General features: G+C 43.8%; 16 protein-coding genes. 9 read left to right on the forward strand and 7 right to left on the reverse strand.

From position 1 onward, the window contains the following. Nucleotides 1–40: 40 nt before the first annotated feature. Both addA and addB read right to left on the reverse strand, forming a co-directional pair. A complete protein-coding gene (addA, locus tag PUN35_RS08935) occupies nt 41–3,739 on the reverse strand; it encodes a helicase-exonuclease AddAB subunit AddA (RefSeq protein WP_014479389.1) in 3,699 nt (1,232 codons plus the stop codon). Beyond that, entirely contained in the window at nt 3,726–7,226 is a 3,501-nt protein-coding gene (gene addB / locus PUN35_RS08940; RefSeq protein ID WP_014479388.1) for a helicase-exonuclease AddAB subunit AddB, read from the reverse strand. Before addB ends, addA begins: the two co-directional genes overlap by 14 nt. 183 nt (nt 7,227–7,409) lie before the next feature. Between addB and PUN35_RS08945 the strand changes: the two genes are divergently transcribed. Further along, nucleotides 7,410–7,847, forward strand: a complete 438-nt coding sequence (locus PUN35_RS08945; RefSeq protein WP_003245806.1) for a ferritin family protein — start codon at nt 7,410–7,412, stop codon at nt 7,845–7,847. Between the two features lie 117 nt (nt 7,848–7,964). Beyond that, complete coding sequence (locus PUN35_RS08950; RefSeq protein ID WP_033881409.1) at nt 7,965–8,291, forward strand: four-helix bundle copper-binding protein; 327 nt, start codon at nt 7,965–7,967, stop codon at nt 8,289–8,291. Nucleotides 8,292–8,420: 129 nt separating this feature from the next. Here PUN35_RS08950 and PUN35_RS08960 read toward each other — a convergent pair whose 3' ends face one another. Next, a complete protein-coding gene (locus PUN35_RS08960) occupies nt 8,421–9,773 on the reverse strand; it encodes an IS1182 family transposase (protein WP_014478984.1) in 1,353 nt (450 codons plus the stop codon). Between the two features lie 124 nt (nt 9,774–9,897). Continuing rightward, nucleotides 9,898–11,625: an SgrR family transcriptional regulator gene (locus tag PUN35_RS08965; protein ID WP_014479385.1), complete on the reverse strand. Its 1,728-nt coding sequence runs from the start codon at nt 11,623–11,625 to the stop codon at nt 9,898–9,900. 113 nt (nt 11,626–11,738) lie between these two features. Between PUN35_RS08965 and PUN35_RS08970 the strand changes: the two genes are divergently transcribed. After that, the gene (locus tag PUN35_RS08970; protein ID WP_014479384.1) at nt 11,739–12,944 is read left to right on the forward strand and encodes an MDR family MFS transporter; all 1,206 of its coding nucleotides are present in this window, start codon (nt 11,739–11,741) and stop codon (nt 12,942–12,944) included. 106 nt (nt 12,945–13,050) lie between these two features. Next, nucleotides 13,051–14,205, forward strand: coding sequence for an AbrB family transcriptional regulator (locus tag PUN35_RS08975; protein ID WP_014479383.1), 1,155 nt, complete (start codon nt 13,051–13,053; stop codon nt 14,203–14,205). Nucleotides 14,206–14,418: 213 nt separating this feature from the next. On the opposite strand, the gene ntdR is transcribed toward PUN35_RS08975, so the two are convergent. Further along, nucleotides 14,419–15,408, reverse strand: a complete 990-nt coding sequence (ntdR, locus tag PUN35_RS08980; protein ID WP_014479382.1) for an NTD biosynthesis operon transcriptional regulator NtdR — start codon at nt 15,406–15,408, stop codon at nt 14,419–14,421. Between the two features lie 103 nt (nt 15,409–15,511). Here ntdR and ntdA point away from each other — a divergent pair, with 103 nt between their 5' ends. From ntdA to PUN35_RS09005, 5 genes are all read left to right on the forward strand, one after another. Next, a complete protein-coding gene (gene ntdA / locus PUN35_RS08985) occupies nt 15,512–16,837 on the forward strand; it encodes a 3-dehydro-glucose-6-phosphate--glutamate transaminase (RefSeq protein ID WP_014479381.1) in 1,326 nt (441 codons plus the stop codon). Beyond that, on the forward strand, nt 16,809–17,657 hold the full coding sequence (ntdB, locus tag PUN35_RS08990; protein WP_014479380.1) for a kanosamine-6-phosphate phosphatase: 849 nt from the start codon (nt 16,809–16,811) through the stop codon (nt 17,655–17,657). The genes ntdA and ntdB overlap by 29 nt, the downstream gene beginning before the upstream one ends. A gap of 13 nt (nt 17,658–17,670) precedes the next feature. After that, entirely contained in the window at nt 17,671–18,723 is a 1,053-nt protein-coding gene (ntdC, locus tag PUN35_RS08995; RefSeq protein WP_014479379.1) for a glucose-6-phosphate 3-dehydrogenase NdtC, read from the forward strand. A 71-nt stretch (nt 18,724–18,794) separates the two neighbouring features. After that, on the forward strand, nt 18,795–20,015 hold the full coding sequence (glcP, locus tag PUN35_RS09000; protein WP_014479378.1) for a glucose/mannose transporter GlcP: 1,221 nt from the start codon (nt 18,795–18,797) through the stop codon (nt 20,013–20,015). Nucleotides 20,016–20,679: 664 nt separating this feature from the next. Then, a complete protein-coding gene (locus PUN35_RS09005) occupies nt 20,680–20,877 on the forward strand; it encodes a hypothetical protein (RefSeq protein ID WP_014479377.1) in 198 nt (65 codons plus the stop codon). A 26-nt stretch (nt 20,878–20,903) separates the two neighbouring features. Here PUN35_RS09005 and PUN35_RS09010 read toward each other — a convergent pair whose 3' ends face one another. Both PUN35_RS09010 and PUN35_RS09015 read right to left on the reverse strand, forming a co-directional pair. Next, on the reverse strand, nt 20,904–21,431 hold the full coding sequence (locus PUN35_RS09010) for a MarR family transcriptional regulator (RefSeq protein ID WP_003245853.1): 528 nt from the start codon (nt 21,429–21,431) through the stop codon (nt 20,904–20,906). A gap of 76 nt (nt 21,432–21,507) precedes the next feature. Then, a complete protein-coding gene (locus tag PUN35_RS09015; protein ID WP_014479376.1) occupies nt 21,508–23,007 on the reverse strand; it encodes a monooxygenase in 1,500 nt (499 codons plus the stop codon). Between the last annotated feature and the right edge of the window lie 157 nt (nt 23,008–23,164).

A 23,164-nucleotide genomic window follows, 5' to 3' on the forward strand; every position in this document is an offset into this window, starting at 1 on the left:
AGACCCGCTCCGCCTGAAATTCCGGAGCTTTTGGATCTCGCTATAATGTCAGAATGTGCCCTCCGTCAAAGAAATAAAGCGCACATCCCTTTACCTTTGTTTTTGCAATTTGCTCCACTGCCTTCGTGTACAGCTGAATTTGCGTTTCATATCGTTTCTTCAAGATCGGGGCCGCTCCTTCAAATCCATGCTGGAATTTGCCCTCAATCCGGTCCGACTTATAATCCAATAGATATAATCCGTCCTCAGTTTCATAGAGACAGTCAATGATACCCTGCACTAAAAGCGGCTCATCTGCCTCCTGTGCATCAGGATAGATCTCCTTGGCCGGAAGCGCTAAGCTGAATGGTATTTCCCGGTCCTTCCACTTAGCACCGATCAGCTGTCCGCCGATTTCCGTATGGAAAAATTGCACGATTTCTTCTATATCAATAGCGTCTTTTTGTTCTTCAGTGAGAAGCTCTTTTTCATAAAGCCTGTGAACCGTCTGCTCAGCTTCTTCTATCGACGGCACATGTGACAGCGGGATATGCTGCATCACCGTATGCATGGCAGTCCCTTTCTCTGCCGCTGTCAGGCCTTTTTTCATCATAAAAGCGGGACGTCTGTACAGAATGCTTCCATCAGCCGGTTTTACAGGGGCCCTGCCGCTGTATTCATCCTCGTACTCTCTTTTTCTTTTGATCTCAGAAACTGATTGCTTTGTCCGAATTTGCGTCACTTCTTGATGCGGGTAGGTCCAGCTCAGCTGCTCGCGGGCTTTTTCATCAAACGCAAACGAGCCGGGAACTGGTTCACCTCGGCGGATCGCTTCTAGGCGCTCGCTTTTTTCTTCCATTCTTTCTTCCAGATCATCATCAAGCAAATCATAGGAATGGATCATTTGAACGGCAAAACGAGCCGGGTGGCCTGAGATGTCAGCGTGTGCTGGCACACCAGCCAAATCCCCCAAGTCTCTGTGCCTGGCAAGAGCCGGGCCGATGAAATCTAGATACGTTTTCGCCTGATAGCGGTCAAATTCCGGCAGAAGCCAATCAGTTTGGGACGCTGATGCCTGCCATTTTGCAAGCTGTTTCTGATGATCCTTACATGAGCCAATCAGAAACAGCTTTTCCTTCGCTCTCGTTAATGCAACATAGAGAACACGCAATTCCTCTGACAGCAGCTCCCTGCGCATTTTTTTCTTCATCGCAATGAGCGGAAGTGTCGGATAGCTGATGCGTAATTGCGGATGAATATACTTCGTGCCAAATCCGAGCTCCTTATCCAGCAGGTACGATTTATTTAAATCCATCATGTTGAAATTCCGGCCGAGACCTGCTGCAAACACGACTGGAAATTCGAGCCCTTTGCTGCTGTGGATCGTCATTAAGCGGACAACATCCTCCTGCTCGCTGAGCGCTCTCGCCGTACCAAGATCATCGCCCCGCTCCTGCATGCGTTCGATAAACCGCAGGAAACGGAACAAGCCGCGAAATGCCGTTGATTCATATTGACGCGCCCTGTCATAAAGAACACGCAAATTGGCCTGGCGCTGTTTTCCGCCCGGCATGCCGCCGACATAATCCATATATTTGGTGTCGCGGTACACTTCCCAAATCAGCTCAGATACTGAGTGGTTTTTCGAAAACGCGCGCCATTTTTGCAGATGTCCGTAAAACGTATTTAGCTTTTGATAAAGCTCATCGTTCCGGTCACCAGCAGCCAGGTAGTCTTTCATCGCCTCATAGTACGGCGCTTTTTTATTTTCAAGCCGGATCAAAGACAGCTCGTTTTCATCTGCTCCGACAATCGGTGAGCGCAGCACAGAGGCAAGCGGTATATCCTGATACGGATTATCAATCACCTTCAGCACAGAAAGCGCCACGGCGACTTCGACCGCTTCAAAATAGCCTGACGTTAAATTGGCGTAAACCGGTATGCCATGTGCTCTCAGCTCCTCCATGATTTGCGGAGCCCACGGCATCGAACGGAGCAAAATCACGATATCTCGGTACTGAATATTGCGATGTGTTTTCTTTTTTCCGTCATACACCTTAAATGGCGATGAAATCAGCTTGCGAATTTCCTTAGCGATGGCTTTTGCCTCAAACTGCACCGTTTCAAGCTCTTCTGCTTCCTCGCTTGCATCCGTATCTTCTGCGTTGTCGATCAGCAGCAGCTCTGTTTCCGTCTCGTCATTGTCCGGATACGCTGCACCAAGCTTCAGCTCAGCCTGCTCGTCATAATCGACCTCACCGATTTTGCCGCCCATCAGCTGTTTAAATAAAAAGTTTGTGCTGTCTAAAATATCAGCCCGGCTTCGGAAATTTTTATTTAAATCGATTTTCCGCCCCGTGCCTTCTCCGCTCTCTGTAAACCGTTTGTATTTAGAGAGGAAAAGAAGCGGCTCGGCAAGCCTGAATCGATAAATCGACTGTTTGACATCTCCTACCATAAACAGGTTACCAGTCTCCTCCGGCCCGCTTGTGACGAGCTGCAGAATCGATTCCTGCACGAGGTTGGTATCCTGATATTCGTCAACGAGCACCTCATGAAACTGTTCCTGATAAAACCTCGCAGCCTCGCTCGGCTCACGTTCACCTTTGTCATTCTCAGCTGTCAAAATCGCTAAACAGTAATGCTCCAAATCAGAAAAATCAATGATTGATTTTTCCTGCTTCGCGGCTTCGAACCGTTTTCCATAGCTGATGACAAGCTGTACGAGCGTTTCAATGACAGGCTTCATCTCGGCTAGGCTTTTCAAGTGCTGTTCAGGACTTCGCGTGAAGTAGTCGGTTTTGAGCTTTTCAAGCAGTTTTTTTGCGCCGTTTCTCAAATCTGTCGCCTCATCAAGGAGCGCTGGATCGAACTCATCCCCTTTTACTGCTTTGGCACGCTTAAAAGAGACGGCGGGCACCCGCTTATATAGTTCACTGAAATCGTCCTGATGCTGAATCAGTTCATCAATCTGCGCAAGATCATCAAGAAAATTGTCAGCACGCGGCGCCGGGCCGCCCGGCGCTTTCGTCAGCTCAAGCGCGCGCAAGAGCTTTTCCTTCGCCCCGTTAAGCACCATTGCAATATCTTCTTTGACATATTGATAAAACGGCAGCTCCTCGATGGCGCTCTTTTCTGATACATCATACAAATGAACAAAGCTTTCCAGCCACGCCTCGGGGTTGGGATGGGATCGGGAATACTCGTACACCTGTTTAACGAGAAATTGCAGATCCAGATCGTGCCGGTCTGTCGTATAGCGGTCAACAAGCTCAAAAAATGCCTTTTCACCCTTTGCATATTCGTCTTCAAACAGCTCGTCAAGCACTTCATCACCGAGCAGCTCGCCTTCCGTCTGATCAGCTATCCTAAAGCCCGGATCAAGATCGATCAAGTAGTAATATTTCTTCAGCACTTGCAGGCAAAAGGAATGAAGCGTCGAAATGCTGGCCCGGTTTAAAAGAGACAGCTGGCGTCTGATATGCAGCGAGCCGGGGCGCTGTACAAGCTCTTTTTCCAAGGCTTCTGCGATTCGGTGCTTCATCTCTGCCGCTGAGGCGTTTGTAAATGTCACAACGAGAAGACGGTCTACATCTATTGGGTTTTCCTCCGCGGTGATTTTCCGAATCATTCGTTCAACGAGCACAGCGGTTTTACCAGAGCCCGCAGCCGCTGCCACAAGAATATCCTGGCCGGTTGAAACAATGGCATTCCATTGGTCATCTGTCCATGTGCTGTCTGCCGGTTTAGGAATGTTCATTGCCATCCGCCTCCTTTTTTATCCACTCAAGTATTGTCTTGTCCTTTTCAGCCTTTAATGGGCGATACTCGTTTTCTTCCAGTGATTCATCAAATTGGCATACTGATTTAAACGCACAGTATGTGCACGGCGTCTTGTTCTTCATTTTGTACGGCTCAATGGATACGCGCCCGTCGGTGATTTGTTCGCCCGCTTCCTGGAAGGTGCGGCGCACATGCTTTGTCAAAAGATCAAATTCCTTTTCACCGACTGCTGCCGAGTCTGATCTAAGAGATCCGTCTTTTTTCAAGCCGGCGTTTATGATATTTGAACGTCCCTCTTGAAGGGTTGTATCCATGAGGCGAACCACTTCCTGATCACCGAGGAGCAAGCCCTTCATTTTAAATTTCTTAAAGATCTCCTGTTCAATCTCGTCAAGCCCAAGCGGGAGATTAGATTGAATCATCGGGTCATGAATATGGAAATACAGCACTCCGGCAGGCGTCGCCCTCATCCCGAGCCAGTCAGCTGAATGTGTAATCGATAAATCAAGGTACGTCAGCATTTGCAGTGCCAATCCGTAATATACTTCCGCTAAGTCAAGGCCTTTGTCGCTTGATTTATAATCGACAATCCTGAGGAGCAGGCCTTTTGAGCTTTCAGCCTTATCAACACGGTCAATTCGCCCGACGAGTTCCATCGTACAGCCGTTTTTCAGTTGAAAGGTCAGCGGCGGAAGCGGCCCTTTTCCTCCAAAGCCCAGTTCAAGCCCGATCGGTACGAATCCGCTCGCTTTCGCATGCTCGCTTAAAATGCCGGACACACGTGTCACAATTTTTTGCAGTTTTTCCTTCACATAATAATGCCGGTTTGAGCTGAGCAGAATTTCCTTTTGCAGTTTCGGTGCCAGCCGTTCTACCGCATCATAGGAAAACAGCTCGCATTGCTCTTTCGTTAAATCGCGCCAATCCAGCTTTTGCTCACGCAGCCTGTCTGAAATCAGCTTTAAGCTGGAATGAAACAGCTGGCCGATATCCGGTGCTTCAAGCTTGAAGAATTGCCGTTCCTTCAAATGCAGCCCGTGTGACGCAAAATGGGAAAACGGACACGCGTTAAAGGTTTCCATTCTCGATACACTGCCCTGAATGCGTTCACCATAGAGCTGTCTCGACACGCTGCGTTCAAGCTGCTTCACTTCATTCCGGAAAAACAGGCTTGAGAACAGCTTTTTCGACTGCAGCCTGTCCGGCGCACTCATCAGCACATTGTACGTGCTCCACCAGACGTCGCTGATGTCGTATTCCCGTGTCCATAACCTGAGCTGGCTCGCGGTAAAGGACTGTGCCACGCTTTTATTCACGACATACATCAGCTGTTCCTCATCGCTGACCTGTTCAGGTTCATTTGTTAACAGGCGCTCCTTATGATGCGGAAACAGTTCTCCCAGCCGCTTAACGATCATCGACGGCAAAAGCGTTTTTCCTTCCGCATCAGCAATCGGATACGATACGTAAAGCCGGTCAGACGGACTTGAAAACGCCATGTAGATGAGGAAATGCTCATCAAGCAAACGCTCCCGTCCGCCTGAGGATAGCTCAACCCCAATCGTTTTCAGCCATTCCCGGTCATCATCCGACAGGACCCCGTTTTCATCAGGGCGTGCCGGCAGAACGCCGTCGTTTGCCCCGAGCACAAAGGTGCAGGAGGTGCCATACATTCTGGACAAATCCATATTGCCGACAAACACCTGGTCAAGCGCAGGCGGAATTAGAGAAAACGTAAGCGACTCCGCGCCGGCTTCTATCATTTGCTGAAACAAATCAAGAGAAATCTCATCATCTCCCATCATTTCAACAAACTCCTCAAGCAGCTGAATGACTGCGTCCCACGCCTGCTGATGCTGCTGCGCTTCAATGATTCTGCCGTCATCCTCAGCACGCTGCCTTTCCTGATCCAGCTTCAGCGGCACATCCGTCTCTTCTAAATAACGATAGAGCGCCTCCGCCTTCTCTTGAACCGTCTTCGCTTTTTTCATGCGTTTTTGAAGCTGAAAAAGCGGCGGAACAATCCAATCGCGGGTGTCATTCAACATGTTTTCCATTTCGATTTCCTGATCAGTCTGCGCAAAATCATCATCCAATGACACAAAACGCCTGTATTGGAACCGATCGCCCTTTGTCCAGCGGTCGCCTTTAATACCATAGGCGATACAGTAATTTTCGAGCTGATCGACCTGTTCTCTCACTTTGGCCTTCGGTTCATTGAGCGGGAATAGCAGTTCGGTTTTCACGCAGCGAAACACCGCTTCATAACGCCAATTCCCTTTCAGAACATCAAGGCTTGACCGGATAAATTCAATTAACGGATGGTTCAGCATAGATGCTTTTCCGTCAATGAAATAAGGAATCTCGTAATCTGCGAAAACTTCCTTCACCATATCCTTGTAGTCTTCCGGCTGGCGCGCAAGAATTGCTACATCCTTATAGCGATATCCCTTCTCTCTGACTAGGGCGTGAATTTCCCGGGCAATGCCTTCCAGCTCAGCTCGTCTGTTTGCGGCCTGCATCACAGTAAGGGCTTCTTGTTTTTCTGCGTATGGAACGGCCGGACGCGCTTCATACTGTGCCTCTAGATGCGCCAATTCCGGCGTCTTTGTATGCCGCTCAGTCCCGCTCAGCTCTTTATACGTAATGTCCAAATTCAGTTCCTTCGCCTTCTGATGCAGGCGGTAATAGGTTTTCCCCGTCATTCTGAACAATTCCAGTTCATGCGGCTCCCGCTCATATGACGGCTTGTCCGCTGTGAGCGAAAACGTGATATGCTCCGCATGAACCATAAGCTGCTCCAACACCCTGAATTCCTGCGGGGTAAACTGATAAAAGCCATCCACATAGATATGGGCGCCTTTTATATCTTCCGCAAGCGGGATATGCTCTGCCAGCAATGTCAAATAATCCTCAGAGTGAAGATATTGATCTGCGAGGCTTTTTTCCATTTGCTGATACAGAATTGATAAGTCATGGAGCTTTTCAGATAAAACACGTTCTCCGCGATACTCGGAAGCCGTTCCGCTTTCCGCCATCCGGCGGATATCCTCCGGTTCCAGACAATAGCGCTTAAACTCTGTCAGCATCCGCTCAACCTGTGCGGTAAACCCGCTTTTGTCACTCGCTTTTTGATAGACTTTGAACTCCTGTTTATGCTCCTCAATGAGCTTCCGCAGGAGCATTTGTACGCCGGTGCTCGTCAGAAACGGCCTGCTCATTCCTCCCGTATGCTGGAGGACGCGCCAGGCCAATCGTGAAAAACTGAACACTTGAGCGCGTATCATCCCGCCCATATCTGGCGTTTTAGCAAGCTCGTATTCCATTAAAAACGTCATTTGATCCGGGACTAGAAAAATGATCGGCTTCCCGAATGGAGCCCGGCGCAATTCATCCTGAATGCTGTTGATGATCAGCTTCGTTTTTCCACTCCCGGACCTGCCTACTAAAAACTCTGCTCCCAAATTAGAAGACCCCTCTCTTTTTATCTCTATATATTTTATCGAATGTTGACGAAAATGACCAATCTGATCTATTGGTAAAAACGGCCTTTTCACATATAAAAAGCTGATTATCTCCGCACATCTCTCCCTGCCCAACATATACTTTTACAGAAGCCCAATTCCTAAGAATGGAGTTGAATCCCCTTGCATTACAGCTACTATCCCTATCCGGTGCCATACAGGGAAGATCCTGTTTTGATTCGAAATTTGCAGAAGGCCATCAACGGAGAATTCAGTGCCATTCAATGCTACCGCAAGCTCGCCGAACTCGCCCACAGCGATGAGGTCAGAAAACAGATTGAAGAAATCAGGCGTGACGAGATTCGCCACCTCCGTGAATTTTCCACACTGTATGGTTCAATTACCGGCAAACACATCATGCCGAAACAAACGGAAGAATGCCCGGACAATTTCACAAGAGGATTGGACGCCGCTTTTAAAGATGAACAAGAAACCGTCGACTTTTACTTGCGTGCGGCCGAGGAAACGTCAAACTTAAAAGCGAAAGGCGTCTTTACGCGCGCAGCACGTGATGAACAAAATCACGCTGTCTGGTTCCTATACTATCTGATGGAACGTTAGATATACCCGTTCAGGGTATATGTACATATCCCCTTAGCTAAAAACACACTCCCCTGTTTTTTTCAAATGCAGCCGGGAAACATAAAACCATATACTGCCATACAGGGGGAATCAACCATGGAGCAATATTCTGAAGCTTGTATTGAGGCTTGCATCGATTGTATGAAGGCTTGCAATCATTGTTTTACTAAATGCTTGGAAGAAAGCATGCAGCATCATCTCAGCGGATGCATCCGGCTTGACAGGGAATGCGCGGATATTTGCGCGCTGGCGGTCAAAGCCATGCAAACGGACAGCCCGTTTATGAAAGAAATTTGTGCACTTTGCGCCGATATTTGTGAAGCATGCGGCACTGAATGCGGAAAGCACGATCATGATCATTGCCAAGCATGTGCGAAAGCCTGCTTCACCTGTGCTGAACAATGCCGCAGCATGGCAGCGTAAAAAAGAGGGTTCAAAAAAGAACCCTCAGCTTGTAGAGAAAACGATGTTTTTTCTACAAGCTTTTTTGTTTTATACTGTTTCTTTAGATATTCACCAGGTTTCAGATTCAGAAAAAGCGCTCCCACATGCCTAGCCTTGCTTGGCTAGGTATGTGGCAATCTTCTTCATGTTCTGGCATGCGGCTGTGAGGAGAACTTGTTCACTCACATTTCGTTTTCCCCTCAACCTGCAATAGCGAAGCCCATGCAGTTGTTTTGAATCTGCAAAGCTTCGCTCTATTTTTTCTTTTCTTTTTTTGTAGAGGTTTTTTCCTGAAACAGACAAGCGATTTTGTCTGACCTTTTCTTTATGATCTTCCCATACATGTCGAGTAATCACTTTCTGCCGATTCTTTGATTTTGTACAGTTTTCAAGCAGTGGGCATGAGGAACATATTTCAGGATTTGATTTATATGACCGGTAGCCTTTTCGGTCAGTTGTTGAGTATGTAAGTGTTTGGTGATTTGGACAAATGTATCTGTCTTGTTCACTGTCATAATGAAATTTCCATTTTGGAAACAAGCCTCGGATAGGGTGATAACGTCTATGTGCGATGACACCAAAGATTTGGCGGTCAGATAATCCTTTACAGATCGGAGTCGTTAAATATCCGGAATCAAGGGCGACGGCTTCTACTTGAAAACCAAATCGTGCGATTTGGTGGTCTAATCGGTCAAGATAAGGCACAGAATCATGGACATTTCCAGGTGTGACGTAGGCATCGGTGATAATGTTGTATTTCATATCTGTTGTGCGGTGATCTAAATAGAAAAAACCTTCTGGTTTGTTTTCACGATACAGATAGCCACTTTCCGGATCGGTTGTACTGTGGCGGATCTCTTTTTCAGCTTTCACCTCCTCTTTGGCTGTTAATGGTTTTTTTCCGTGTTCCTCCCGATCCTCTTGAATGGCTTCATTTAAATCCTTGATATAGTTTTGGGTATCCTGCGCAATTGTTTTTCTTGTGTATTTATGCTTGTTGGCATTGGCTTTAAGGTGTGTGGAGTCGGTGAATAGGACTCGTCCGCCCACCATGTCATGATTGATGGCCTGAAGAACGATCTCATCAAAAATGTCTTGGAAGATGGTTGTATCTTTAAAGCGTGTGCGTCTGTTCCAGCTGATGGTGGAGTGGTGTGGAACCGGGTCGTTTATGTTCAATCCGAGAAACCATCTGTACGCCATATTGTAGTAAATTTCTTTTTCAAGCTGTCTTTCTGAACGGATACCATAGAGGTATCCGATAAACATCATTTTAAATAAAATAAGCGGATCAAGTGAGGGGCGGCCTTTGTTTTCACTGTAGTAAGGTTTCACCTTTTCAATGATGAAAGAGAAGTCTATGTGTTTATCAATTTTCCGAAGCAGGTGATCCTCTTCAACGAGTTGGTCAAGCAGAACAAATTCGGCTGTGTTTTGAGAAGAGTTTCTTGTGTGGAACATGAGAAAGACACCGTCCTTTTAAGTCTTTCTTTTATTTTATTACAGAAGAATGGATATTTTAAAGAAAAATAAAGGCTGTCGAGATTTTCTCGACAGCCTGAGGGTTCAAAAAAGAACCCTCTTTTTATTTGGACAGCCATACGGAGTACAAATCAATCCATCCCTCTTCATCAAGAACCAGGCCTTTTACATTTTTACTTGATGTCACCTGGAGCACATTTTGATACAGCGGGATCGCATTCAGCTCCTGTATCATCTGCCGGTCAATGTCACGCAGGATGTCGATTCTCGAACAGCGGTCAGGCATGGAAAACATCTGCTCTGTCATTCCTGAGTATATCTGTGTCAGCTTTTCAGATAGATGCTGATACAAGAAACTGTTCTCCGACAGCAGCAAATGCAGAAAACCAAACTCGCTGTCTTGATAAAACGTCGCACTGTCATGAATGATATCCGCCATCTGCACGATTTCCGGCCGTCGCAGATCAGCAGCATCACAGAATTGAAGTGTAAGCCTGATACCGTGCTGGGCGCAAATATTTTGAATCCATTCGGCGTCCTCACGATGATCCGTTTCCGAAAAGGTATAAAGCACGATTGTTTCGCCCTCGTATCCGCTTTTTTTCAACAATTCAGATGGCGAAACGCCCTCCCACTCAAAAGAACTCGGTTGCAAAAAGGACGTAACCGGGATTATTCGGTGCCCTCCCGCTTCACGAACGAGCCGTTCAGAGGAAATTAGCAGCCGGAGCGCTTTTCTAAAGCTTCGGTGCTGAAGAGGCCCCTTCTTTTTCAGATTGAGCGACAAATACTGAACATGCCGCTCATCAAAAACAGTTTGCTGCTCAGGACTTGTTTGTTTTTCTTGAATGGTAAAACCGTTCATCTCTCCGGCTTGCTCAGAAAACACAAACTCAACGCGATCCAAATAGGGGCGTCCCTTGAAGTAGCGCTCATTGGCTTCAAGCACAAGCATCCCGCTGTGTTGCTGATTCACCTGAAAAGGCCCTGTTCCATTTTTCCCGCCGCCCTGTTCTGCCGGCAGTATGGACAGCCGTTCATCACAAAGAGCATACGGCAAAAGCGCATTCGGCTTATCGAGTATGAGTTCCACACAATAAGGGCCCTTTTCTAAGACTTGTTTCACTCCGTGCAGAAGCCATTTATACGGGTTGTCACCCAGTTCCAAAAAGCGCTTAAATGTAAACGCAACGTCCTGCGATGTCAGCGGCTGTCCATTATGAAATGACACACCTTTTCGAAGAAAAAATCTCCATTGTTTTTTTTCGACCTCTTCCCATCCATGAACCAAATGAGGCTTTGGCTCCTGCATATCCGAATCAAACGTGAAGAGTGTATCAAATATCTGTTTGACGAAATGGCCCTCAGACCGCAAAAATATTTGGCATGGATCCAAACTGCTGACAGATTCGGGCGTGATGAACAGCCGCAGAACATCCTTCGTCCCATTCTCGCCCGTCTCCGTCACAAATCCGAATACCTCTGAAAGCCACATGTTATATTCGTTTTGAAGCCCCGGAAATGTGGACTGATACTGCTGAAGCAGCTCCTTTGCCTTTTTAAGCTTTCCTGACATGGTATATTCCTTGGCAGTTTGAAGAAGCAATTCCTCAGGCCTCCGAAGAAACGCGATTTTAGATTTACGGCCGCGCCCCGCCCCGCTTTCCCGGATAATCCAATTGTTGTTCTCCAGCTTATGTAAAATGAGCTTTGCATTTCTTTCTGTACAAAATAAACAGTTAGCAATCTCAGTGAGCGTCATTTCGTTCATTTGCCCATACTCGGCGCAGCCTGTTTTTACAAGCGCCACGTAGTGCTCTATCAGCTTCAATCCCCGCACCTCCCGACAAAAGGGGAACTTTTATCTCTTCTTTTCTTCACTTTTTGGGCCGCCGCCCCTTCTATACACTACTACTATATCAAACAGCGAAAGGCGGCGATCACATGTTGACCAGTTTTCACTCTATAAAATCGAGATATACCGCTCCCGTTCGGCTCCGCTTTTTCGGCGAATTGCTGACAAGCCTGACAGGTGCAATGATGGGACCTTTTATGGTGCTGTATCTGCATGAACAATTAAACGGCAGTATCATGATGCCAATGCTGATCATCAGCCTTCAGCCATTTGCTGATATTTTCCTGACGCTCGCTGCAGGACGGGTGACGGACCGGATTGGGCGGCGCACAGCGATTTTGACCGCATTGCTTCTTCAATCAGCGGCAATGACAGGGTTTGTATTTGCTGAGCATGCGTATGTTTTCGCTATTCTCTATGTCATGAATGGCATCGGAAGATCGTTGTACATTCCCGCTTCCCGCGCCCAAATCGCTGAAAGCACGCCGGAAAGCAGACGTTCGGAAGTGTTTGCGGTCATCAATGCGATCTATTCGGCGGGTCTGACGGCAGGGCCGCTAGTGGGGATGCTTCTTTACAATCATAACCCCGTGTGGATATTCGCATTAGATGCTGCGGCATTGTTTATCTACTTTCTGATCGCTGCACTGAAACTGCCTGAGACAAAGCCGCTACACCCAGCTGTTACCCCGAAAATATCTGCGAGCTTTATGATATACAGGCCTGTCCTGCTTCTTTTGCTGCTTTCTCTCCCCATAAGCATGTTATATGCACAAACAGAAACAACATACAGGCTCTTCAGCAAAAACATGTTTTCTGATTATCTGTCAATACTGACGATCTACTCGGCGGCAAAAGCTTTATTCAGCTTTGTTCTCCAAGTTCCTCTTGTCAAAGGGACCGAAAAGCTTTCAATGAAAACAATCCTTTTCATTACTTATATTTGCTACTCCCTTGCGGCTGCCGGTTTTGCATGCTCAACCTCCCTGACAATGCTTTTAGTGACGGCAGCGGTAATGACGGTTGGCGAAAGCATCGGGCTAACCCACATCCAGACCTTCATATCGAAATTGGCGCCGCCTCATTTGCTGGGCCGGTTTTATGCTGTCTATGGTCTGCATTGGGATATATCCCGCTCAATCGGACCGCTGGCAGGCGGGCTGATCCTGACATCATTTGGCGGAGAAGTGATTTTTTACGCTCTCGCCGTGTGTCTGCTGGCAGCGGGTTTATCTCTGACTTACACAATAAAAAAGCTCGAACACAAGGTCATAAGAAAAGTGAATCGCTTATAGAAAATAATTCATAATTTCTTTATCAACAAAAATATACTATAGTAATAAATACATTCACTACGTGAACAATTGGAGTGTTACGTGAAAAAGGAAGAAGGGTTTTACATTGAAGAAAGACGAAAATCTCCTCAAAGATCTATGGTTTATCGCAATCAGTGCAGCCGGGGGGTTTATTCTTTCATTAACCGGAATATCAATTGGATGGATGATCGGAACACTGATTGTCGCCTGCTGCCTCGCCATGATACGGCCGGCATGGCTGATGATGGCACCAGACCAAAAAGGAATTAACCGACGATGGCTCGCCCTCGGGCAGATGATCCTCGGCATCGAATTGGGCCAAAAGCTGAATTTATCCGTTCTCTCTGTTCTCAAAGACCATTGGTTTTCAGTCGGCGTTATGCTGATATTGTCTATCCTGCTGGCCATGCTGTCAGGATATGTGCTTTGGCGTTTCAGCAAAACGGATATGATGACTAGCTTTGTCGGCACCGCTCCCGGCGGACTTTCCGCCATGCCGAGCATCGCACAGGAAGTAGGCGCCAATACCGCTATAGTCAGCCTCGTTCAAATGATGCGTGTGCTGCTCGTGGTGCTTTCCATTCCGTTTTTAGTCATTCTGATCTATACAAAACAAGATCGTACCGCAAGTGCCGCAACAGAGACAATTTCTTCTGCAACGACAGATTTTAGGCTCGCTCCCGTTTTGTGGACCGTCATTCTTATTCTCGCTGCCTGGGGAGCTTGCAAAGCTGCGAAATTTTTAAAATTTCCAGCTCCATGGCTGCTCGGCAGCATGCTCGGTGTAGCAATTGTACATGTTGGCGGAGCTGCGGTGACAGGGCACGACATGATGGCATGGTGGCCGTCACAAGCTAACCATGTATCACAAGTATTTCTCGGGGCAACGATCGGCTCTAAGATGTACAAAAGCATGTTTGCCGGCGTCACCCGTATTATCATCGTCGGGTTTGTCTCGTCCGTCGGTTTAATCGCAGCAATGTTTTTGAGCGCCGTGATCGTTTCCGAGCTGACAGGAATTTCGCTCATCACTTCTGTACTGGCATTTGCGCCCGGCGGGATTGCAGAGATGGCGACGACGTCAGTTACCATACATGCTGATTCCACCTTTGTCGTTGCGGTTCAGGTCATTCGCGTCATTCTGGTTATTGCCCTGCTGCCGCCGTTTTATCGCCTGCTTCACCATCTTCATGGTGAAAAAAAAGACAAAAAGAGCTCAATCAGCGGCAGTAGTGCCTAGTTGAAAAAAGGGTTCAAGAACTTTTAATTCGCAAACCATCGAGATGAGGAAATATAAGCGGATATTTCGTTGTTAATGGATCAGGTTTGAAGTGAATGCTGCCAGAGGGTGAAATGAAAGAAATAATTGACGACTTACGATTGAAAAAGAGGTTAAAATGAATAACCTCTTTTTCTTATATAAAGATATAAAATGATAAAGGGAAATCTATCGTTACGTTGATTCTCTTATAATAAGCTTTGTTGGCAGTTTAATAATTCTTCTGTTTAAAGTGGCATTACCCGAAATGGACTCGATGATTTTCAACACAGCCTGTTGACCTAATTCTATTACGGGGATATCAATTGTTGTTATGGTCGGAGTAACGACTTGGCAGATCAATTGGTTGTCAAAACCAATTACAGCTAAGTCTTCTGGAACTTTAAAGCCATTTTTCATCGCCTGTTTAATAATCCCTGCGGCGACTTGATCATTTCCTGTAAATATTGCTGAGGGTCTGTCCTTTAGATCCTTTATCTTATGAAAAACACGAAAGCCATCCTCGATATTAAACATTTCGCCGAATATCCATTCGCTTCTATGATGTAAATCGTAATCTTGTAAAGCTTTCAAATAACCCTCTTTCCTCTGACATTGAGCTTCGCTATATGGAGTATCAAAACAAAACCCAATTTTTTTATGCCCTCTTTCAATTAAATGTACTACCCCCATGTATGTAGCTTCAAATTCATCATACCCAATTATCGTGATGTCCGCTGAGTGATGATATTCATTACATAATAAGATAGGACCATACTTTAAGAAAGGGGATATCTGATCCCATTCATTTTCTAAAGTTCCAAGAATAATACCATCCACTTCTTTATGTTTCAATAACTCTAATAATTCTAGCTCTGTCTGTTTGTCATAAAAGGTCTGAAATACAATTACCTTGTAATTCTTAAACAGTGCTTCATGAGAGACCCCTTTTATTAATTGAGCAAAAAATGGATGGTCGATACTCGGAACCGATAAAGCTATCGTTTGTGTCTTATTTCTCCTAAAATTCCGAGCTAAATAATTGGGAGTGTAGTCAAGTTCGTTAATTGCCTTTAAGATCATATCTCTTTTTTCTTTCGACACATACGGATGATTATTCAATACTCTTGACACTGTGGTTTTAGACACATTGCATAATTTTGCTATTTCATCAATTGTAGGCATATTTTCCCTTCCTTAAAAAAGTTGTTGACATGTTACCGATTTCAGAAATTAGGATAAATTTGTAATAAATTTTTAGATTATAAAATCATTGGAGGTACTGTTCATGCAAAAACAGGTTAAGATTTCAGGTAAAAGCAAAGAAAACATGTCACTATTAAAACACTTAAAAGGTGACGTACAAGGAAAAGAACTTGTTATTGAAGACAGTATTGTAAACGAGCGGTGGAAACAAGTATTAAAAGAAAAGATAGATATTGAACATGACCTTTTCAACTATCAAAAAAATCGTGAAATCAGTAAAGTCCCTTTTTTGCCTGTAGACAGATTAATAACCAATGATGAAGTGGAAGATATCTTAAATACATTAACTGAAGTTTTGCCAACTGGAAAATTTACGAGTGGCCCCTATTTAGAGCAATTCGAAAACGTTTTATCTACATATTTACATAAAAGGTATGTAATTGCAACCAGCAGTGGAACCGATGCTATTATGATAGGTTTATTGGCTTTAGGGTTAAACCCAGGGGATGAAGTTATCATGCCGGCTAATAGCTTTTCAGCTACTGAAAATGCTGTGTTAGCTTTGGGAGGCGTTCCTATCTATGTAGATATTAACCCACAAACATTCTGCATCGATCCTGACAAAATTGAAGAAGCAATAACTCCTTATACAAAGTTTATTCTACCTGTGCATTTATACGGAAAACATTCAGACATGCAGCATATCCGTCAAATCGCAAATCGTTATGAATTAAAAGTAATTGAAGATGCCTGCCAAGGAATTGGACTGACAGACTTAGGAAAGTATGCAGACATCACTACATTAAGTTTTAATCCCTATAAGAATTTGGGTGTATGTGGCAAGGCTGGGGCAATAGCAACTGATAATGAAGAACTCGCTAAAAAATGCATTCAATTTAGTTATCACGGTTTTGAAGTAAATGTAAAAAATAAGAAAGTCATCAATTTTGGATTTAATTCAAAAATGGACAATTTACAGGCAGCAATTGGTTTAGAGAGAATGAAGTACCTTTCATTAAACAACTTCAAAAGACTGTTCTTGGCGGATAGATACATTACCCAATTAGCAGAGTTGCAGAATAAAGGCTTTATTGAATTACCAGAATTAAGTGAAGATCATGTATGGCATCTGTTTCCTATTAAGGTGAGAACAGAAGATAGAGCAGATATCATGACTAAATTAAATGAAGATTTTGGTGTTCAAACAGATGTATATTATCCAATACTGTCTCATATGCAAAAAACTCCTTTAGTACAGGACAAGTATGCAGGACTCCCATTGGTTCATACGGAAAAGGCTCATAGTCAGGTACTGCATTTGCCTTTATATCCGTCATTTACTTTAGAAGAACAAGACAGAGTAATGGAGGGACTGTTTCATGTTATTAAGCAAGAAATCGGAGTATAAAACGTTATCCACGGTTGAACATCCTCAGTATATTGTTTTTTGTGATTTTGATGAAACGTATTTTCCGCATACAATCGACGAACAAAAGCAACAAGACATTTATGAACTCGAAGACTACCTAGAACAAAAAAGTAAAGATGGGGAACTAATAATCGGATGGGTTACTGGGAGCAGTATAGAATCTATTATCGATAAAATGGGACGAGGAAAATTTAGATATTTTCCGCATTTTATAGCTAGTGATCTTGGAACTGAAATTACGTACTTTTCAGAGCATAACTTCGGTCAGCAAGATAACAAGTGGAACAGTCGCATAAATGAAGGGTTTAGTAAAGAAAAGGTTGAAAAACTTGTGAAACAGCTGCATGAAAATCATAACATTCTTTTGAATCCTCAAACTCAATTAGGAAAGTCACGGTATAAGCATAACTTCTACTATCAGGAACAAGATGAAATAAACGACAAGAAAAACCTATTAGCAATTGAAAAAATCTGCGAGGAATATGGCGTTTCAGTAAATATAAATCGGTGTAATCCCTTAGCAGGCGATCCAGAAGACAGCTATGATGTAGATTTTATCCCCATAGGGACAGGAAAGAATGAAATTGTAACGTTTATGTTAGAGAAATACAACCTAAATACCGAAAGAGCTATCGCATTTGGGGATAGTGGAAATGATGTTCGTATGTTACAGACAGTAGGGAATGGATATCTGCTAAAAAATGCAACACAGGAAGCCAAAAACTTGCACAACCATATAACTGATAGTGAGTACTCAAAAGGAATTACTAATACCTTAAAAAAATTAATTGGATCATGAGGAGGAAATTAAAATGAAGAAGATTGGCATCATAGGTGCAGGTGGTATTGCAAGAGCGCAAGCAACTGCTTTATCTACAATAAAAAATGCAGAGTTAGTAGGGGTATATGACATAAATCAACAAAATGCGGAAAGCTTTGTGAAAACTTTCGGCGGGAAGTCATTTGAAAACGCAGATGAACTAATTGATGCCTCAGAAGGTTTAATTGTAGCATCACCAAACTTTTGCCATAAAGAACATGCTTTGCAAGCATTAGGAAAACATAAGCATGTATTGTGTGAAAAGCCTATGGCTATTTCCCTTGAAGAAGCAAGCATAATGAAAGATACTGCTGAAAGGTTGAGCGTAAGAGCCAGTATGGGATTTAATTATAGATATTTATCTTACGTAAATATCTTAAAAAGCTTAATTATCAATAATGAACTAGGTAACATACTGTCCATAAAAGTACACTTCAAGAAAAATAGTGCACTTAGACGTAAGAAGTTTACTTGGAGAGATGACGCTAACAGTAAGAAGACGAGTGGATCATTGGGGGATCTGGGTATTCACCTTATTGACATGGTATGGTATTTGTTTGAGAGTGATTTCATCACAGAATCAGTAAGGGCAAAAATGAACACAAATGTAAAAACAAAAGAGGATAAACAGGTACTCGTAGATGACTATGCAGAAATTTATGGCCAGCTGAAGAACAAGGTATTTGTAAATATCATCACATCAAAATGTTCTGTACCTGAAGACTGTGGTTTTAGCATTGAGGTAGTTGGACACAAAAAAGAGTTTAAATACCACACAGGTAATCCTCACGTTTACAAGCTCATAGATGGCTTGAACGTGGTAGACTGCCCAGTACCGCAAAGCCTATTAAACGATCCGCCAAACGAGTTTTATGGATGGGCTGATTCTTTTAGAAGCGAGTTAATCAATTGGATTGCATCAACTCAGAATGATTGGGTTGAGATCCCTTCTTTTAGTGATGGTTTTAGATCTCAGGAAGTATTAGAAATGTTCTTTGAGAAAGACAGCAACTCTCAACCAATGTCTGTTTCAGCAGTCAACTAGTATTTCGAAGAGAGAAGTTACTAAAAAAGCAGGAATTTATTTTCCTGCTTTTTCATATAGGGGTGTAATGAATGTTAAGAGGGACATATTTATTTGGATATGCTTTCTTTTTTACAGTAGGCATTATCCATATATCAACAGGGAGTTTGACACCATTTCTATTAGAGTCTTTTAACAAGACAACAGATGATATTTCGGTCATAATCTTCTTTCAGTTTACCGGATTTCTAAGCGGAGTATTAATCGCACCGTTAATGATTAAGAAATACAGTCATTTTAGGACACTTACTTTAGCTTTGACAATAATGCTTGCAGCGTTAAGCATCTTTTTTCTAACTAAGGATTGGTATTATATTATTGTAATGGCTTTTCTCTTAGGATATGGGGCAGGCACATTAGAAACGACAGTTGGTTCATTTGTTATTGCTAATTTCGAAAGTAATGCAGAAAAAATGAGTAAGCTGGAAGTTCTCTTTGGATTAGGCGCTTTATCTTTCCCATTATTAATTAATTCCTTCATAGATATCAATAACTGGTTTTTACCGTATTACTGTATATTCACCTTTTTATTCGTCCTATTCGTAGGGTGGTTAATTTTCTTGTCCAAGAACCGAAAGTACGCTAAGAATGCCAACCAACAAGTGACCTTTCCAGATGGAGGAGCATTTCAATACTTTATAGGAGATAGAAAAAAATCAAAGCAATTAGGCTTTTTTGTATTTTTTGCTTTCCTATATGCTGGAATTGAAACAAATTTTGCCAACTTTTTACCTTCAATCATGATAAACCAAGACAATGAACAAATTAGTCTTATAAGTGTCTCCTTTTTCTGGGTAGGGATCATCATAGGAAGAATATTGATTGGTTTAGTAAGTAGAAGGCTCGATTTTTCCAAATACCTCCTTTTTAGCTGTAGTTGTTTAATTGTTTTGTTGATTGCCTTCTCTTATATAAGTAACCCAATACTTCAATTGGGTGGTACATTTTTGATTGGCCTAAGTATAGCGGGTATATTTCCCATTGCTTTAACACTAGCATCAATCATTATTCAGAAGTACGTTGACGAAGTTACAAGTTTATTTATTGCCTCGGCAAGTTTCGGAGGAGCGATCATCTCTTTCTTAATTGGATGGAGTTTAAATCAGGATACGATCTTATTAACCATGGGAATATTTACAACTATGGCGGTCATTCTAGTAGGTATTTCTGTAAAGATTAGGAGAACTAAAACAGAAGACCCTATTTCACTTGAAAACAAAGCATCAAAAACACGTGTAAATGAAAGATACTAATAGACATATCGTAAGTAAGAAGAGGACTTAATGTCCTCTTTTTACTTTTCAAATAAAAATAAAACAAATGAATGAATTGAGGTAAATACATGTACAAATTTATATATATAGAAGATACATTGAGTGAAAAAGATCAGTGGTTCCAATTATTAGAAAGTAAAATCACAAGTTACTTGGGTATTCTAGAGATCTCTGACCAATTTCAGAATAGGTTGATTCATAACGAATTGTTGGATGGTACGGCATCTCTGCAGAAGATATTGGCAAGTTAACAACAGACTTAGCTGAGAAATGACAGGGTCTATTAAGTGGGGGTACGAAAATTCTTATGCGTGAAAATGAAACAAGTATTACATTTGTTGATTCTATGGGAGTATTAGCCGAAATAGAAAGTGAGACATTCCTCCCAAGAGGAAATAAAAGGACTAAATAGGTGGCTTGCTACAGAAGGTCTTTCCTTGTTTATATGGAGAAAACAGTGTTTTAGCAAGGGAGATAGTAGATGATAGAAGTGGGCAGAGCTATCAGAAAACATATCTGTAAAAAAATAATTCTAAAATTCCCTCGAAATATTTTGAGAGCATCAAAAGCCAAAGAGCAAATTTTGAGATGAACCGAAGATGCATGTAAACTAAAGGGAAATCCTAAAATTAATAGGGGCGATATGATGAAAAAGATTATTAAAGGAAGTTTGCTGCGCGACAATCCCGAGAAGGCAATGCACTTATATTATGGAATATGTTTAGGAATCTGGCTGATTTATAATTTGGTGACATCCGGCTCCCCTGGACTGCCGCTTATGATTTTAGTCGGAGGAAATCTGATTTACGTTACAATCTTGAAAAAGAAAGAAGAAACGTGAAAAACACGCACCTCAGTGCGTGTTTTTTATTTAAAAATGCTAGGAAGCCCCCCTTCAATTTCTTCTGACGACGGATACCATTTTGTCACCAGATCCCGAAACAGCCGTTCCGCAAAAAGAATCTCTTCCTCGGTATAGCGGTCAAAAAATGACAGAAAACGCTGTTCAGCCTTCTGATGATAATATTTGTGCAAACTGTGCAGCTTTTTTCCAGCAGGCGTCAATCGGAAGTAGACCTCCTTTTTATTATCGCTGAGCTGTGTTCTGTGAAGGAAGCCTGCGCCGAGCAATTTTGTGCTGATGCGTGATACAGTCGCTTTTGTCGTATTCATTTTTTCTGCTATCGACGTGACATTAATTGGTTCATTGTCCCCGACACAAGATAGAACATGAATTTCTGTCATCGTCAATTGAGATTTACTCCCGTGCTCTACATCCAGCTTCCTCAATTCGTCAGATAAAAAGGCTTTAATAAGCCCCTCCCATTTCTCCTGCTGATGAATGAGCTCCGCATACAATTCAAAAAGATTGCGTTTTGTATGATCTGTGTTCATCGGGTTTTCCATCCTTTTTCATTCGATTGTTTCTTCTATCATACCGTTTTGTTACAGATGAAACAATCGAATTGAATTATACTCGGCTGGTGACGGAAAACCAGCGGCTGATTCCTTTTTGAATCACCTGGGTACAATCGGGCGCTGAGGCATCCACCGCCCAGGCTACATGTCCATCGGGACGAATCAATATGGTATGCACATCCCGCAACTTTTCATTCGGTTCTGCAAGCGAGGCGGTTACCGTACATAAGCCTTTCACTTCGATATGATCATCAGCTTCCTGCCTCAATGACAGCAAAACGAATGTCCCGTTTTGGAGAAAGCTGTACAGCCGTTCCGAATTGCCGTCGGAAAGAATCAGCTTCATGTCAGGGAGCCTTGCCCCGTTCAAACGATTCGGCGGCATGGTACGATCAGCTTCATATCTGACATCGAGCGCAGAAATTTGCCCCGCTACATATCGATTCACATCAGGGAAGGCCAGCAGCTCCGACATCATGCTTCGCAAATGGAGGCCTGCTTGAGTGAAATCGATCAGCTTTGTCTGTGCCTCCGTGTTTCTGAGGAGCCCTTCAGCTGCCGGGTGCCGCTCGTCATGGTAGCTGTCCAAAAGCCACGAAGGCGCAGAGCCTTTGATGGCCGCCGCCAGTTTCCACCCGAGGTTCATTGCATCCTGAAGGCCGACATTCAGTCCTTGCCCGCCCGCTGGAAAATGAATATGCGCGGCATCACCCGCAAGAAAGATTCTGCCGTCCCGATACCGTTTCGCTTGGCGCGCGGCGTTCCCGAACCGCGACATCCACGAAGGGTCGGTTAAACCGAAGTCAGTTCCGCAAATTCGCAGGAGGTCAGCTTTCAGCTCTTCCTCAGTCACAGGCACATCTTTCGGCGTTTGCGTGCGATAAGGACTGATCACAACGACACGGTATCGGTCTGGAGATAACGGAACAATCATAACACCGCCCTCTTTTGTGCAAAGGGACAGCACGCCTGACGGCGGCGGAGAAAGGAGCGCCACATCCCCAAGCGCAGCGGTGACAGTGCTGTCTGTTCCCGGAAACTCAATTTTCGCCTGTTTCCGGACGGTACTTCCGGCGCCATCTGCACCAATGGCAAACTTGCTTGTGATTGTCCGTACACTGCCGTCCCGATCCTTAAAAATTGTTTGGACCTCTTCCCCGTTTTGCGTAACCGCCAGCGCCTCTGCACCCCGAAACACCTCTGTTCCCAGGCTTCGTGCATGATCTTCAAGCAGCTTTTCTGTTTTTGACTGCGGGAGCAAAAGCGTGTAAGGACAGCTCGTATCCAAGCCTGAAAAATCCAGACGGGTATCCAGCATTGAAAAATGTCCGGAAGGTATCTTGCTTCCCTTGGATACGAACCGCTCTAAAATCCCTCTCATCTCAAGAAGCTCCAGCGTTCGGGGATGCAGCGTCAACGCCTTGGAATGCGGAACAGGTTTTTCAAGCCGTTCAATCACACATGTTCCTACTCCGGCCATCGCAAGCTCAGAAGCCAGCATAAATCCGACCGGCCCTCCTCCTATAATCACTGCTTCATATTTCATCATCATTCACCACTCCTTTTGTTTCATACAAAACGAACAAAATCTAATAAAAACAACCCATAATCATAAAACAACCGTTTTTTTGTTACGCGCGTAACAATATTGATTATAGCTCCTTACAAATTTTTCTTCAACACATTTTTCCAAACGGCATACAAAAAGA

The sequence above is a fragment of the Bacillus sp. N3378-2at genome (assembly GCF_033412715.1).
Lineage (GTDB): Bacteria > Bacillota > Bacilli > Bacillales > Bacillaceae > Bacillus > Bacillus subtilis.

Excerpts from the sequence above, each read along its gene's own strand:
- ntdA (WP_014479381.1), top strand. The coding sequence starts at position 15,512 with ATGCAAAAACAGGTTAAGATTTCAGGTAAAAGCAAAGAAAACATGTCA.
- PUN35_RS08960 (WP_014478984.1), bottom strand. The coding sequence starts at position 9,773 with ATGTTCCACACAAGAAACTCTTCTCAAAACACAGCCGAATTTGTTCTG.
- ntdR (WP_014479382.1), bottom strand. The coding sequence starts at position 15,408 with ATGCCTACAATTGATGAAATAGCAAAATTATGCAATGTGTCTAAAACC.
- PUN35_RS09015 (WP_014479376.1), bottom strand. The coding sequence starts at position 23,007 with ATGATGATGAAATATGAAGCAGTGATTATAGGAGGAGGGCCGGTCGGA.
- ntdC (WP_014479379.1), top strand. The coding sequence starts at position 17,671 with ATGAAGAAGATTGGCATCATAGGTGCAGGTGGTATTGCAAGAGCGCAA.
- PUN35_RS09005 (WP_014479377.1), top strand. The coding sequence starts at position 20,680 with ATGATGAAAAAGATTATTAAAGGAAGTTTGCTGCGCGACAATCCCGAG.
- ntdB (WP_014479380.1), top strand. The coding sequence starts at position 16,809 with ATGTTATTAAGCAAGAAATCGGAGTATAAAACGTTATCCACGGTTGAA.
- PUN35_RS08970 (WP_014479384.1), top strand. The coding sequence starts at position 11,739 with ATGTTGACCAGTTTTCACTCTATAAAATCGAGATATACCGCTCCCGTT.
- glcP (WP_014479378.1), top strand. The coding sequence starts at position 18,795 with ATGTTAAGAGGGACATATTTATTTGGATATGCTTTCTTTTTTACAGTA.
- addA (WP_014479389.1), bottom strand. The coding sequence starts at position 3,739 with ATGAACATTCCTAAACCGGCAGACAGCACATGGACAGATGACCAATGG.
- PUN35_RS08950 (WP_033881409.1), top strand. The coding sequence starts at position 7,965 with ATGGAGCAATATTCTGAAGCTTGTATTGAGGCTTGCATCGATTGTATG.
- PUN35_RS09010 (WP_003245853.1), bottom strand. The coding sequence starts at position 21,431 with ATGAACACAGATCATACAAAACGCAATCTTTTTGAATTGTATGCGGAG.